At 64.2% G+C, this 13,727-nt stretch carries 17 protein-coding genes; 8 read left to right on the forward strand and 9 right to left on the reverse strand.

Annotation, left to right across the window (positions count from 1 at the left end; all coding sequences use genetic code 11):
* The first annotated feature begins 179 nt into the window (after positions 1-179).
* Entirely contained in the window at positions 180-1,412 is a 1,233-nt protein-coding gene (locus MUG98_RS10920) for an aminotransferase class I/II-fold pyridoxal phosphate-dependent enzyme (RefSeq protein ID WP_425601089.1), read from the forward strand.
* Positions 1,409-2,107 (forward strand): dethiobiotin synthase, encoded by a 699-nt coding sequence (gene bioD / locus MUG98_RS10925; RefSeq protein ID WP_265112143.1) that lies wholly within the window; start codon positions 1,409-1,411, stop codon positions 2,105-2,107. Before MUG98_RS10920 ends, bioD begins: the two co-directional genes overlap by 4 nt.
* On the opposite strand, the gene MUG98_RS10930 is transcribed toward bioD, so the two are convergent.
* The 4 genes from MUG98_RS10930 to MUG98_RS10945 all read right to left on the reverse strand — a co-directional run bounded on the left by MUG98_RS10930 (position 2,104) and on the right by MUG98_RS10945 (position 4,595).
* Positions 2,104-2,310: a hypothetical protein gene (locus tag MUG98_RS10930; protein WP_265112573.1), complete on the reverse strand. Its 207-nt coding sequence runs from the start codon at positions 2,308-2,310 to the stop codon at positions 2,104-2,106. The two genes, bioD and MUG98_RS10930, sit on opposite strands and share 4 nt — an antisense overlap.
* A 124-nt stretch (positions 2,311-2,434) precedes the next feature.
* Positions 2,435-3,946, reverse strand: coding sequence for a replication factor C large subunit (locus tag MUG98_RS10935; RefSeq protein ID WP_265112144.1), 1,512 nt, complete (start codon positions 3,944-3,946; stop codon positions 2,435-2,437).
* Between the two features lie 43 nt (positions 3,947-3,989).
* Positions 3,990-4,364: a PIN domain-containing protein gene (locus tag MUG98_RS10940; protein WP_265112145.1), complete on the reverse strand. Its 375-nt coding sequence runs from the start codon at positions 4,362-4,364 to the stop codon at positions 3,990-3,992.
* Positions 4,365-4,595: an AbrB/MazE/SpoVT family DNA-binding domain-containing protein gene (locus tag MUG98_RS10945; RefSeq protein WP_265112146.1), complete on the reverse strand. Its 231-nt coding sequence runs from the start codon at positions 4,593-4,595 to the stop codon at positions 4,365-4,367.
* A 610-nt stretch (positions 4,596-5,205) separates the two neighbouring features.
* On the opposite strand from MUG98_RS10945, the gene MUG98_RS10950 reads away from it, so the two are divergent.
* Positions 5,206-5,973, forward strand: coding sequence for a phytanoyl-CoA dioxygenase family protein (locus tag MUG98_RS10950; RefSeq protein ID WP_265112147.1), 768 nt, complete (start codon positions 5,206-5,208; stop codon positions 5,971-5,973).
* Positions 5,974-6,074: 101 nt separating this feature from the next.
* Positions 6,075-7,589 (forward strand): glutamate-cysteine ligase family protein, encoded by a 1,515-nt coding sequence (locus MUG98_RS10955; protein WP_265112148.1) that lies wholly within the window; start codon positions 6,075-6,077, stop codon positions 7,587-7,589.
* 37 nt (positions 7,590-7,626) lie between these two features.
* Here the strand turns inward: MUG98_RS10955 and MUG98_RS10960 are convergent, their stop codons facing one another.
* The gene (locus MUG98_RS10960; RefSeq protein WP_265112149.1) at positions 7,627-8,988 is read right to left on the reverse strand and encodes a hemolysin family protein; all 1,362 of its coding nucleotides are present in this window, start codon (positions 8,986-8,988) and stop codon (positions 7,627-7,629) included.
* Between the two features lie 310 nt (positions 8,989-9,298).
* Here MUG98_RS10960 and MUG98_RS10965 point away from each other — a divergent pair, with 310 nt between their 5' ends.
* Positions 9,299-10,057 carry a competence/damage-inducible protein A gene (locus MUG98_RS10965; RefSeq protein ID WP_265112150.1) on the forward strand — a complete coding sequence of 253 codons (759 nt, stop codon included), beginning with the start codon at positions 9,299-9,301 and terminating at the stop codon, positions 10,055-10,057.
* A gap of 32 nt (positions 10,058-10,089) precedes the next feature.
* Here MUG98_RS10965 and MUG98_RS10970 read toward each other — a convergent pair whose 3' ends face one another.
* The 3 genes from MUG98_RS10970 to MUG98_RS10980 form a co-directional block, all read right to left on the reverse strand.
* Positions 10,090-10,734: a metal-dependent hydrolase gene (locus MUG98_RS10970; protein ID WP_265112151.1), complete on the reverse strand. Its 645-nt coding sequence runs from the start codon at positions 10,732-10,734 to the stop codon at positions 10,090-10,092.
* 71 nt (positions 10,735-10,805) lie between these two features.
* Positions 10,806-11,078: a DUF7521 family protein gene (locus MUG98_RS10975; protein WP_265112446.1), complete on the reverse strand. Its 273-nt coding sequence runs from the start codon at positions 11,076-11,078 to the stop codon at positions 10,806-10,808.
* Positions 11,079-11,147: 69 nt separating this feature from the next.
* Positions 11,148-11,498, reverse strand: a complete 351-nt coding sequence (locus MUG98_RS10980; protein ID WP_265112152.1) for an ArsR/SmtB family transcription factor — start codon at positions 11,496-11,498, stop codon at positions 11,148-11,150.
* A 236-nt stretch (positions 11,499-11,734) separates the two neighbouring features.
* Here MUG98_RS10980 and MUG98_RS10985 point away from each other — a divergent pair, with 236 nt between their 5' ends.
* Entirely contained in the window at positions 11,735-11,935 is a 201-nt protein-coding gene (locus tag MUG98_RS10985; RefSeq protein ID WP_265112153.1) for a DUF7835 family putative zinc beta-ribbon protein, read from the forward strand.
* Between the two features lie 49 nt (positions 11,936-11,984).
* Here the strand turns inward: MUG98_RS10985 and MUG98_RS10990 are convergent, their stop codons facing one another.
* Positions 11,985-12,644, reverse strand: coding sequence for a metal-dependent hydrolase (locus MUG98_RS10990; RefSeq protein WP_265112154.1), 660 nt, complete (start codon positions 12,642-12,644; stop codon positions 11,985-11,987).
* 141 nt (positions 12,645-12,785) lie between these two features.
* Between MUG98_RS10990 and MUG98_RS10995 the strand changes: the two genes are divergently transcribed.
* The gene (locus MUG98_RS10995) at positions 12,786-13,496 is read left to right on the forward strand and encodes a helix-turn-helix domain-containing protein (protein ID WP_265112155.1); all 711 of its coding nucleotides are present in this window, start codon (positions 12,786-12,788) and stop codon (positions 13,494-13,496) included.
* Between the two features lie 10 nt (positions 13,497-13,506).
* Positions 13,507-13,698, forward strand: a complete 192-nt coding sequence (locus tag MUG98_RS11000; RefSeq protein ID WP_265112156.1) for a hypothetical protein — start codon at positions 13,507-13,509, stop codon at positions 13,696-13,698.
* The last annotated feature ends 29 nt before the right edge of the window (positions 13,699-13,727 follow it).

Genomic DNA, 13,727 nt, shown 5'->3' on the forward strand with positions numbered 1-13,727 from the left:
CGGCTGTGAGATCGGTGTGGAACTCGGTTCGGGTGCGCCGAGACGCGACGACATTTGCCACCTCACTCGACCTGATTTCCACCCAGACTGCCGATACCGGCCGATTCTGGCCTCAGAAACAGCGTTCTTGGGTCGGCGCGAATCGCGTCGATCGGAACCGTGAAAATGAAACCACGTCGATGACTCGGTTCACTCGAATGGACGACCGCGACCGCGGGTTCGACCTCAGGGGCCGACTCGACGACCTCGAGGCGAACGATCTGAAGCGAACGCTGGCTCCCGTCGATCGGGTCGCCGAGCGCGGCTACTTCGCACCACCGTCGGGCGGTGACCTGCCGGTGCTCGGGGCCGAAGAAGCACTGGTCTTCGCGTCGAACAACTACCTCGGATTGACCGACGATCAGCGCATCCAGAATGCGGCCCGACAGGCCGCTGCGACCGTCGGGACGGGAGCCGGGGCCAGCCGTTTGGTGACGGGCGATACGCTGGCCCACCGGGACCTCGAACGATTGCTCGCCGAGACCAAGGGAACCGATCGTGCGCTTGCCTTCTCGTCGGGGTACGCCGCCAACGTGGGGACGATCGCCGCACTGGCCCCGGACGTGATCTTCTCGGACGAATACAATCACGCGAGCATCGTCGACGGCTGCAGGCTTTCGGGGGCAGATACAGAGGTCTACGACCACTGCGACGCGGCGAGCCTGCGGTCGAAGCTCGAGGCGCGTGCCGACCGGCCCGGGGCCGAGGCGGAATCGTGGCTGATCGTCTCCGACTCCGTGTTCAGCATGGACGGCACCGTCGCGCCGCTCGAACGGATCTGCGACGTCGCGGAGGCGTTCGGTGCGTGGGTCATGGTCGACGAGGCTCACGCGACCGGCCTCTACGCCAACGGTGGCGGCGTCGTCCAGGCAGAAGGACTCGCAGACCGGGTCCAGATCCAGCTCGGGACCCTGTCGAAGGCGCTCGCCAGCCAGGGCGGCTACGTCGCCGGCGGCGACGCCCTGATCGAGTGTCTGGTCAACGACGCCCGATCGTTCGTCTTCTCGACCGGTCTCAATCCGCCGGCGGCCGCGGCCGCGAGCGAAGCGCTGCACGTCGCGCGCCACGGGACCGTCCGGGAACAACTCTGGGAGAACGTCTCCCACCTCCGGGACGGACTCGAGTCGATGGGCTTTACGGTACTCGGGGACTCCCAGATCCTCCCCGTCCTCGTCGGCGATCGGAGCGACGCACTCGCGCTGGCCGACCAACTCCGGGACCGAAACGTCGTCGCACCGGCGATCCGGCCGCCGACCGTTCCCGAGGGAACCAGCCGGATCCGCGTCGCGCCGATGGCGACCCACGATCGGGAGGACGTCGTGGCCTGTCTCGAAGCGTTCCAGGCCGCCGGCCAGGAGGTCGGGATACTGTGACGAACGCGGGCACCGCGACACCGATCGCGATCGTCGGCACCGACACCGACGTCGGCAAGACCGTCGTCACGGCGGGACTCACGCGCTGGTTCCGCGAGGAGGGACTCGAAGCGCGGGCGATCAAACCCGCCCAGACCGGCCACCCGCCCGACGACGACGCGGGCTTCGTCGCCGAGGCGTGTAGGGACGACGACGCGGCGATCTGTCCGCGGTACCTCGAACCGCCGCTCGCGCCGCGCGTCGCCGCCGCGGAAGCCGGTGAGACGCTCACCTACGAGTCGATCCTCGCCGCCTGCCAGCAGGCGATCGACGCGACGCCGGTCCCGATCGTCGAGGGAATCGGCGGCCTTCGCGTCCCGCTGGCCGGCGACAGGGAGGTGATCGACCTCGTCGCGGACTGCTCGGCGGCGGCGATCGTCGTCACGCGATCGGGGCTGGGAACCCTGAACCACACGGCGCTGTCGGTCGAGGCGCTCCACCGCCGTGGCGTTCCGGTCCGCGGAATCGTCTGCAACGAGTACGAGGGCGAGACTGTCGCGGAGCGGACGAACCCTGCCGAACTCGAACGGCTGACGGGGACGCGGGTAGAGACGGTTCCGCCGCTCTCGGGGTCCGATCCACGACGACTGGCCGAAGGGGTTCGCGACGCGCTGTCACCGGCGTTTCGCGACCGGCTTTCGGCAGGGGAGTTCTAGACTGGCGGGGTCGGCCGCTGGTCGCTCTCGACGCTCGACTCGGACACGTCGTCGAGTTCGTCGATGAGGTACGAGACGATCTCTGATTTGCGGTGTTTCACCTCGAGGTGGACGTGGAGATCCGTCTGTTCGCCGTACGCGTCCGCACAGAGTGGACAGTTGTAATCGTTCATCGGTAGCCGCTCACCGTCGAGTACTGTCATCAGTCACCGACGTAATAGTGTCGATCAGTCTATATCTCGATATATTACTGGCTGATAAAACGTGGTTCAATGAATCGATAATTTTCGGCGGGTGGCGTGACGACGTCGCGTTCGACGACGCGCACTACATGAAGTCCGTCAGTCCGGACTGGTCGTCGTCCGGTTCGTCGGCCGACGACGGTTCGTCCGTCTCGCTACCGTCGGCGTCGTCGTTCGACTCGCTCGTGGCGGTGAGGGTCTGCTGGTCGTTCTCGCTCTCGTCCCCGGTATCGCTGCCGGGTTCGTCCTCCGACGAGTCGGTGGCTGTCCCCCCGTTCGCGTCCTCGGGCTCGAAGAACGCGTTCCCGGAGTGAGCGACCGTCTGTTCGTCTCGCAGTTCGTCGGCGTCCTCGACGATCGACTGGACCTTGTTGGTGTCTTTCCCGCTGCCGGTGACGAACGAGACCTCTTTCTCGTCGAGGTCGTAGATGGCGGCCATGCGGACGGTGAGATCGCGGTTCTTGCAGTGGTGGGTCATCGCCGAGAGGAACGGCAGGATCTCGCGGCGGGCCGTCGCGACGCTCGTCCCCTCGCGTTCGGCGATGCGTTCTGCGATCGCGTCTCGCGTGTTCCGGGCCCCCTTGGTCCGCCCGAGTTTCGACCAGTAACTCGGCGGCCCATACCGGGTCCAGCCGCCTTTCGGTTCGCGGCGCGAGGCGGCGACGCCGGCGGTCATGTTGTCGGTCGCGTACCGCCAGTAGGAGTAGTCCTGCGTGGCCCGCACGCGACCCAGCCAGCGGTCCGCGTTCGAGAGGAACTCGTAGGCGTCGGCCAGTTCCGCGCCCTCGTAGTCTTTCGGCACGTTGTCCTCGATCCAGTTGAGCAGGTCGTCCGGCGTCTCGTCGACGTCGTAGGACGCCCGGAGGGCCCCCTCGGCGTCTTCCTCCTTGATGAGCGCGTCGAGGTAGTCGAAGATTCCCTCGGTGGTGTCGCGCTCGCCGGTGACCACGTCCTCGACGGTTAACGTCTCTGCTTCCTCGGCGACCGCCTGCAGGTCGTTGACCGCCGATCGAAGGTCGCCGCTCGTGTTCTCCGCGATGGCCTCGAGGGCTTCCTCCTCGTACTCGACGCCCTCGCGACGGCAGATGTCCCGCAGGACGGGCACGATCGATCGTTTGGAGACGTCCCGGAACTCGATCGTCTCGCAGGCGTTGCGCAGGGACTGGCTCATGTCGTAGAACTCGTTGGCGACGAGGACGATCGGCTGGTTGGCGTCCTTGACGACCCGCGTGACTTCGCGGGAGCCGCCGTAGTCCGCGTTGCCGTGGAAGTTGTCGGCCTCGTCCAGAACGACGAGTCGGCGGCCGGCCCCGCCCGCGGTGAGCGTGCCGCTCTTTGCGGCTTCGCCGGCGATTCGTTCGATCACGTCCGCCTGCCGGTTGTCGCTGGCGTTGAGTTCCATCACCGGCCACCCCATGTCGTTGGCCAGCGCGTGGGCGGCCGAGGTCTTCCCGACGCCGGGACTGCCGTGGACGATCACTGACTGCCGGTGCTCGTCCCAGGTTTCGGCCCACTCTTTCAACTGGTCGCGGGCCTTGTTGTTGCCGCGTACCTCCGACAGCGTCGTCGGGCGGTACTTCTCCGTCCAGTCGGTCATTGGACACTGGTTGGTTCGAGTCGCGTTTAGTGGTTGCGGAGCGTCACTCCTCGGCGACCGTCTTCAGATCGAGACGAGTTGTGAACTCTGCGTACGTGTCGTCGCTGGAGACGATCGGATCGTCCCCCGATTCGACGAGATGGAGTGCGTCGAACGGCGTGAACCCGTGGTCTTCGACGTACGTCGCCGCGGAGACGACCGTATCGACGTCGCCGCGGACGTCGACGAGAGTGGCGGCGTTCGTGACGACGCGTTCGGTATCTCGTTCCTCACGGTAGGCAACGAGAAGGAGTTCGATGAGCGTGAACTGTGACGTCCACAACTCGTCCCGGTGGTCCCGATACACGGTTTCAGCGGCCTCTCCCAGCCAGTCTTCGTCCTTGATGAGCGCGAGAAGAAAATCGGTTTCGGCGTACATTTAGCGTCCGGCCTCGTCAAGGGCTGCTTCGCGTGCTTCGTCGCGGAGTTCGTCGGCCGATTTGTCGATATCTGCGAATTCGTCCCTGAGCGCTTCGAGCGGGTCGTCGGCGATCGGAACTAACTTGATTCCCTCGGGAAGCTGAACGATGTGATACCGGTCGCCGTATCGTTCACGGACTTCCTTCGGAAGCGTGAGACGGCCGCGGTCGTCCAGCGCTACGTCGGACATGTCTCCGTGTACGGTGGGCAAAAATAAAAACGTTCCCCGGTTTAGCCAAGACACCCATCTCTGGTATTACACGTCAGCATTCGTTTCCGTATTCGTGAGCGAACGACGAGCGTCCGTCGAGGTTAGCACACCGAATCTACATCGCATTTTATCGACTTCTCGGTCCAGTCGATCATTGCTGCGTGATTGGGTGAGTCGCGTTTAGTGGTTGCGGAGCGTTACTCCTCGCCGATCGTTTGCAAGTCGAGACGAGATGTGACGTCTTGTTCACTATCAGTCGAGAGGCCCGGGGCGGTTAATGGTTCCAGAGCTATCTGCCGTTCCCCTTTGACGGTCTCGAGGTCGAGTCGAGAGGCGAATCCCTCGTATGCGGCTCTGTCGAAACCCGAGTCTTCGGACACAGTTTGGCGTGAAACGGTCGGCGAGTTAGGCTGCGAATTTGCCGAGAGACTACCGCGTAACTGATCGTATCGAAGCGTCGCTGGACAGGTACTCCTGTGCGGGATAGAAACTCATCATGTTCTTTCGGTTAAAAACACATAGTTCTACCGGCGTGTTCCGGGGATACCCGTAGAGCCTCATAAGCGGGGGATGTGGAGGTGATCAGATCATGACCGAAGACGTACTTACCAGAGAACAACGTGACAGGTTCGTCCATAATGGCTTCGTCGTTCTCCGAAACGCGATCCCACAGGCGCTTCTCGACGAGGCGCTTGCAGTAGCCACGAAAACGGTTCCCGAGGACTTGAACGACTTCGAGGAGATGGCCGCCGGTCCTGAAGACCGCCACTACTGGAATACCCTCGACGACATGGCTCCGTTCCGACCACTCAACGACCACCTTCAGGAGTATGCCGAGGAATTCGTCGGAACGGGTGGGCTGGTATCACCGGATGAGTTCGCACAAATTGCCGTTCGGTATCCGACGGGTGAGTTCTCCAGTACTCCGGACCATCCGATGACTACCACGCACGGAAACCCACACGTTGACATCTTCGACGAGTCCGGAGAACTCCAGCCGTTCACGATCGCCGCGACGACGTATCTAGAGGACGTGCATCCCCGCGGTGGCGGCCTAACGGTCTGGCCCGGGACACACTGGCGAATCGCCGAATACCTCTCCGAACACAGCCTCGAAACGTTCTCAAATGAGGCGGTAAAGCAGGTACTCGACTCGGGTGCGAGCCCCTTCGAAGTCAGTGGACCTGCGGGAACGGTCGTACTCTGGCACAACCTTCTCGTCCACACGGGCGGGTGTAATCTGGGACGACAGCCACGTATCGCATCGTTCACCCGATTCCGCCGCCACGACGAGGAAGAAACGAGCCAGAACGCCGCCAGAAACCCGTTCGAATACTGGGACGGGGTCGAGAAGTAGACTCACCGTATCGACCGCCTCGAGGGAGCGATCGAACCGGGCGTGATCGCCCATCGTGATACACGGTACTTCTAAGCAACTGCCAGCACTGTATTCCCGTGATGGCGGATCGCATCGATCTCGTCACCCGATCGCTCCGCGACGCGACGCGACGCGAGTTCGACCGTCGCGTCGACGAGCAAGCCGCCCGCCTCACCGACACCCTTCCCACAGGCCGACTCGACAGCCCCACCTTCGGACTCGGGCTGGAACTCGAAGCCTACGCCGTCGACGACGCGGGTCGGCTCGCCCGAGTACCCGACACCGTACTCGAGGGGCCCTGTGAGAAGGAACTCGGAGTGCACAACGTCGAATTCAACACCGACCCGGACCAGTTCGACGGTGACGGAATCGCCGTACAGGCGGCACAGCTCCGTCGCGACTATCGGACCGTGCAACGCGCCGCCGATCGGGAGGGGATCGCGATCGTCCTGGACGCCACGTGGACGATCCCGCCCCCGGAGGGCAGTCGCGCGTATCTCGCGGACGCCCGCGAAACTGAGGGGGTGACGATCGCCGAGAACATGACGCCGTCACCCCGTTATCGCGCGATCGACAACGATATCCTGGGGCAGACTGGCGGATCGATCTCCCTCTCGGTGCCGGGTGTCGAGCGTACGTTCCCGTCGATCCTGTTCGAATCGCTCGCGAGTTCGATCCAGCCCCACCTGCAGGTTCCCGACAGCGAGGCGTATCCGCGCTACTACAACACCGCCCTCGGGACCCTCGGTCCGGTGCTCGCGCTCGCGACGAATTCACCGCTGTTGCCACCGGATCTGTACGACGTCGACGATCCGCACCGCGTGCTCGACGACACGTACCACGAACTCCGGATACCGGTGTTCGAACAGTCCATCAACGGGGCGTGGGAGAAAGTCCGCTTCCCCCGCGAGATACGGCACGCAGCCGAGACCGTCGACAGGCTCGTCGAAGATCCGACCTGCGCTCCGTTTCTTCGCGAGTGGCTCGTCGACGACGACCGCGAGGCGTTCCCGGACCTGTTTTGGGAGCTCAACCACAAGCGAGGGACGTACTGGCGGTGGCTCCGCACCGTCATCGGCGGTCAGCCGGTCGATCGAGGTGACCGCTGGTCGATTCGCATCGAATACCGACCGCTTCCCACCCAGCCGACGATCACGGAGAACGTCGGGCTGCAGTGTCTGGTCGCCGGACTCGTCCGCGGCCTGTGTGCGGTCGACCATCCGCTGGTGACCCTCGATCGGGGCGCGGCCGAACGGAGCTTCTACGCCGCGGTCGAAGACGGACTCGACGCCGAACTCGCGTGGGTCACCGTCGACGGCGACCGAACGACCGATCGAACCGCCATCTACGAGGAACTCTTCGAGTTCGCCCGCCGCGGGCTCCGCGAACAGGGCGTTCCCGCAGCGACTATCGAGGAGTATCTCGATCCGATCGAGGCTCGCTGGACCGATCGGACGACGCCGAGTCGGTGGAAGCTGGCCCGCGTCACCGACCACCTCGACGCCGGCAGGCGATTCGACGACGCCGTCGCCGAGATGCAAACCGAGTACTTCCGTCGGGCGAAGTCCGGTGTGCCGATCGCGGAGTGGTCCTGACCGCGTCTCGGCAGCGATCGAACGGGTTCCGGCGAACTCAGCCCGACGGTTCCTCGACTTCCGGAACGGTCTCGCCGACGATCACTCGCGAGACGCGCGTTCCCTCAACCGCTTCGACGGTCATCTCGTAGCCGTCGGCCCCGATCGTGTCACCGACTTCGGGCGGGCGCCCGAGGCGGTGCAACACCAGTCCGCCGATCGTGTCGAACGCGTCGCTCTCGAATTCGGTTTCAAGAAGGTCGTTCACCGCCGCGAGCGTGACGCCGCCGTCCATGGCGTGGCGTCCGTCTGCGAGTTCGTCGATCGAGGGCTCCATCTCCGCGGTGTCGAACTCGTCCTGGATCTCGCCGACCACCACCTCGATGACGTCCTCGATGGTCAGGATGCCCTCGAAGGCACCCCATTCGTCGATCACGACTGCCATCTGGACGTTCTGCTTGCGGAACTCCGTGAGGACCTCGTCGATCCGGCGGGTTTCGGGGACGATGATCACCTCACGAGCGAGGTCGCGTGCGGTCGGCTCGTCGGCGCCCCGATCCGCCGTTCGATCTGCGGCCTCGATCGCCTGGAGGACGTCTTTGGCGTGAACGAATCCGATGACGGGCTCCTCGGCGTCCTCGTCGACGACGGGCAAGCGTGTGTAGCTCCCGCTCGAGGCGGCGGCCCGGAGCTCCGAGAGGGGCATGTCGGCGCGAACGGTCACGACGTCTGGGCGCGGGACCATCACCTCGCGGGCGACCGTGTCGCTCAGGTCGAAGATCGCCTCGATCATCTCGACCTCGTCCATGTCGACGGCTCCCTGCTGGCCGGACTGGGAGACGATGCGCAGGATCTCCTCCTCGCTGTGGGTGTCGTCGCTCTCGGAGGCCGGTTCGACGCCGATGAGTCGCGTAAAGAAGTTCGCCGTCCCGTTGAACACGACGATCCCGGGGAGGAAGACGTAGTAGAAGAACTTCATCGGCGCGGCGACCAGCAGTGCGATCCGCTCGGCGTCGGCGATGGCGAGGGTCTTCGGTGCGAGTTCCCCGAAGACGACGTGCAGGAACGTGATGATGCCGAACCCGATCGCGATCGCGACCAGGTGAATCGACCCCGCCGGTAGCACCGAACCGAGGACGGGTTGGATGAGCGAGGCGATCGCCGGTTCGCCGGCCCACCCGAGCCCCAGCGACGCGATCGTGATGCCCAGTTGGGTGGTCGCGAGGTAGTCGTCCAGGTTCTCCTCGGCCTCCTGGAGGAGTTTCGCCGACCGTCGACCCTCCTCGACGAGCGCGTCGATCTGGGTCGGTCGGATCCTGACGTACGCGAACTCCGCCGCGACGAAAAAGCCGTTCAGGAAGACCAGGAAGAAGGCGAACGCGAGTCGACCCAGCGAGAACGCGAGGTCTACCTCTACCATCGGCCTACCCTCGCAGACTGCGATCGACCCGGCTGCGCCGGTACCGGGGTGGGCGCACTCCGTCTTCGACGCTCGATTCGACTGATTCGTCCGGCCGATCCGGGCGACCGGCGGTCGCCGATCGACGGACGAGATGTACTGGCAGTCTCATCGCCAGTAACCACGATCATACGAACGCTTGGCACAGGGCTTACAAAACCGTGCCGCAAGCGATCGCCCCAGTCGCGTCGGTGACGAGTGACCTCGGTCCCCCGGAAGCGATCCCCGTCGAACCCGGAGCGGATAACTGCCTGAGCCCCGAAGGCCGGCTATGAACGTCGCGATCGTCACCGTCGGTGACGAGTTACTGGCCGGAACGACGACGAATACGAACGCGTCGTGGCTGGCCGAGCGGATCACCGATCGTGGGAGTTCGGTCGAACGAATCCTGACGATCCCCGACGATCGAGGCCTCATCGCCGACTACGTCGATCGCTGGAGCGACGCGTTCGACGCCGTGATCGTCACCGGCGGCATCGGCGGCACGCCGGACGACCTGACGGTTGAGGCGGTCGCGGAGGGCCTCGAGCGCGACCTCGTGGTTCACGAGGGGATCCGAGATCGACTCGCCGAGAAAGCGGCCGCGTTCCGCGAGGAGAACCCGGATCTGGTGGCGGAGTACGACCTGCAACTCGACGTCGACGCCGCGGCCTCGATCCCCGCGGGCGCGACGCCGATCGTCGTCGACGAGGGCTGGGCCCCGGGCTGTGTCGTCGAGAACGTCTACGTGTTCGCGGGGATCCCCGACGAGATGCGGGCCATGTTCGGGCAGGTGGCCGACGAGTTCCGGGGGGATTCGACCGCGGAAACGCTGTACACGCCGGCCCCGGAGGGTGCGCTTCACGAAGCGCTAGAGGGGGTCACCGATCGGTTCGACGTCGCGGTCGGTAGCTATCCCCGAAGCGAGCACCGACCCGGCCGGATCCGCGTCTCGAGTACCGATCCGGAGACGGTCGCGGACGCGATCGCGTGGCTCCGGGAGCACGTGGAGACGACCGACCCGCCGGCGAGCGAGGGAGAAACGGAGTAGCCGTCCCGCGGTGCTCCCGGCGTGGATTCCGCTCAGTCCGATCGCCGATCCTCGACGATCCGCACGAGAACCGTCAGCAAACCGGCGACGGTGAGCACGAATCGCTCACCGGTTCCCGCGATCGGAAAGACCCGCTCGATGCCCGTTGCAGGTTCGTCCCGCGTCGGATCGACCCCCGTCCTGTAGTGGGTGTTCTCGGTCGTGCCGCGGGCCGTCGACTCGGCGACCTCCCCGGTCTCGAGTTCGACGAACGTCTGGACGACCCCGCGCTGGTCTGTCACGAGCAACTCCCCGGAGAGATCGTAGAAGCGATCGTGAAGCGGCCAAAAGAGGTTGACTCCGTTGAAGAAGGCGTCAAAGAGGACGTGTGCGAACAGCACCGCGGCGAGCGTGGCCCACGCGACGCGGTGACCGTAGTCACCCCACCGATCACGGAGGGCGGACTTCTCGCGGATCGCGCCGTCCCACAGCACGACGGCGGCGGGGATGAGCACGATCCAGACGTTGTGCAACGCCGCGCGGTGCGTTCCGGGGACGACGATCCCGATCAGCGTATCCAGATCGAGGAGGGCGCTACACCCCATCACGATCAGGATCGCCCGGGTATCGAACTCCTCGCCGAGCAACGCGACCCCGACCAATCCCGCGAACGCGACGTGGACGACGGTCGATGGCATATCGGGCCGACTCGAACCGCGAGGGCTTTACTGTTTGGGCGATCGAAAAGTCAGTCTCTCGGACGAGATCGTCACCGATACAGCGACAGGTAGAGCATCCCGAACCCGATGATAAACGGAATCGTCTCGACGATCCGGAACAGGGTCGAAAGCGTTGGGACCTGTGAAACGATCGTCGTGAGTGCAACCCCCATACTGAGAAACGCGAACCCGATGAACGCGGATTCCAGCCGCTTCGTTTTGTTCATTCTGTACGATTGAAAGCTGATGAGCGTCAGGCCCAGTGCGAGCGCAAACACGGCCATCTGCATCGTCATAAGGACGGCTTCGGCTATCTCATTCATGTCTCCCATCACCCGTCGGTATCGATCGCACGATCACGTCACGGCTGTAGTTGCGGGACATCGTCTCTCCTAGGTCGCACCGAGTTCGTCCCAGAGTTGGGTAAACCGGTCCGGGAGGTTTTCTTCACGGAAAATACGAACGTCGTACTCGTCGTCTTCCAGTGAGATGACCGTGCTATTGAAATTGGACTGGAACTCCTTGTAGTGGTTGCCGTCGTCCGCGACGAGCGTCCGGTGCTTGATGAGGTCGTAGTCCTCGAGGAGTTCGAGGCGTCGATAGATCGTCGGCTGGGACAGATCCAGCCGTTCCGCCAGTTCCTTCGCCGAACAGGGTTCGCGGCTGATCGAGGCGAGGACGGTTCTGGCGTGTTCGTCCCCGATCATGTCAAGAATGTCTTCGATGGAGGACTCTTCATCCATGTGGTGTTCCTATAGAGAGACGGAGCAAAAGACTTTCCCAGTTTTCAAACCGTCAGTCGCGATCGAGATATTTACGGCGTGAAAGCCCGGTGCTCGATCGAACCCGGTCGGAGAGCGGCAAAAACCGTCCCGTTCCGAGGGGGCTTTCTCAATTTGCGAAAATACCTATTTATACCCCTTATCCCCGTCCGAAGCCACTGCCGATGGTATATGATCTACCGGTATGATGGACCGGTATGGCAACGACAGATGGTGTGTCAAACGGGATGACCGAACCGTGTTCCGAGTGCGAGACAGAGACGCTACACGAGGTGTCCGTCCAGCTCGTAACCGAAGCAGGGAGTGGGGAAAACGCCCAGTATTCGCGGGAACCCTACCGCGTCCGGGAGTGCCAGCGCTGTGGCAACCGCGAGAGCCAGCGGATGAACAACGCCTGAGCGTACCGGTTTCCACCCGGAACGACGTTGGCGGGGACGGTGGCGACGCTCATTCGTTCTTCTCGGTCCGATACGTTTCGGCGATTCGAAAGAGTACCGTCCCGAGTCCCGCCGCGGTGAGCACGAACAGCTCTCCCGTGTCCGCGATCGGAAACGTCCGTTCGGCACCGTTCGCGGGCTCTCCGGGCGTCGGGTTGAACCCGGTCGAGTAGTACGTATCCTCGGTGGTGCCGCGGGCCGTCGCGTCGGTGATTCTGTGGCTGCCATCGTCGAACTCGACGAACGTCTGTTCGATCCCGCGATCGCTGGAGAGGAGCAACTCGCCCGAGAGATCGTAGAACCGGTCGTGAAGCGGCCAGAGGAGGTTGACGCCGTTGTAGAACGCGTCCAGCAGGACGTGTGCGAACAACAGCGTGACGAGGGTAACCCAGATCACCCGGTAGCCGTACGCCCCCCAGCGCGCGTGGACGGCCGACTCCTCGCGGAGACTCGCGTCCCAGTACAACAGCGCGCCCGGAACGAGGAGGAACCAGACGTTGTGAAAGAGCGCACGGTGAGCGCCGGGAAAGTAGATTCCGATCACCGTATCGGCGTCGATCGTCGCGGTCACGATCATCACGGTGAGAATCGCCTTCGTGTCGAACCGGTCGCCGAGCAATGCGGTCCCGAGCAGTCCCGCGAACGCGACGTGGACGAGAACCGATGGCATACGCTGTCTGTGGTATGGTACCGATATTCAATGTACTCCCGTCTTTCGAGACGCGCGACTGCGATCGCGATCAACCGCGGATCGCCTGCGAGATCGATCGGTCTCCAGAAGCTACTTGATGCGACCACGCAACCGACGCACATGGGCGGACGTGGACCGAAACGAGAACTCGCAGAGAAGATCGCCGGGGAGATCACGCTGAGTGCCGATCCCGGTGCCACGTTACGCAAGTGGCGGACCGACTTCGGAATCTCCCAGACCGATCTGGCGGCGGAGATCGACGTCTCCTCCTCGGTCATCTCCGACTACGAGAGCGGTCGCCGGGAGAGCCCCGGCATCGGCGTCGTCAGCCGCCTCGTCGAGGGCCTGCTCGCGATCGACGAACGCCGCGGCGGGGACCGCATTCGACAGTACGGCCGCGTGCTGTCGGCCGGGTTCGACAGCGACGTCGTCCACGATCTCCGGGAGTACGCGACGTCGATCCCGCTCACGCGGCTGTACGACGCGATCGACGCGACCGAAATCGCGACCGGGGCCACCGATCGGATCAGCGGCCACACCGTTATCGACAGCATCGAGGCGATCACCAGGCTCTCCAGCGAGGAGTTCTTCCGGCTCTACGGCCAGAGCACGAACCGCGTCCTCGTGTTCACGGGCGTCACTCGCGGCGAATCGCCGCTGGTCGCACTCCGAGTGGTCAACCCGACCCCCAACGCCGTCATCCTGCACGGGATCGACGAACCCGACCTGTGGGATCACGCCGCCGACCTGGCGCGGATCGACGGCTACTCGCTGGCCGTGACGACCGAGCCGTTAGACGAGATGCTCGACCACCTCGTCACTCTCGAGTGAGCCCGTAACCGTGACCGACCGCCGCTCCGCGCTCGATCGGGCCGACCGCCTGACCCTCGCGGTGACCGTGGTCTTCCTCGCGACGCTCGCGATCGTCGCCGTCGTCGACGAGACGATCGGCTGGCTCGTCTGGAGCGTTGCGATGGCCGTCCTCGTCGGGACGGTGCTGGTGCTGGTCGCCCGATCGGAGTCGATCGAGTGAATTCCGTCCGGCACCGCCAGCCACAGCGA

Source organism: Halosolutus halophilus (genome assembly GCF_022869805.1).
In the GTDB taxonomy this organism is placed as follows: Archaea; Halobacteriota; Halobacteria; order Halobacteriales; family Natrialbaceae; genus Halosolutus; species Halosolutus halophilus.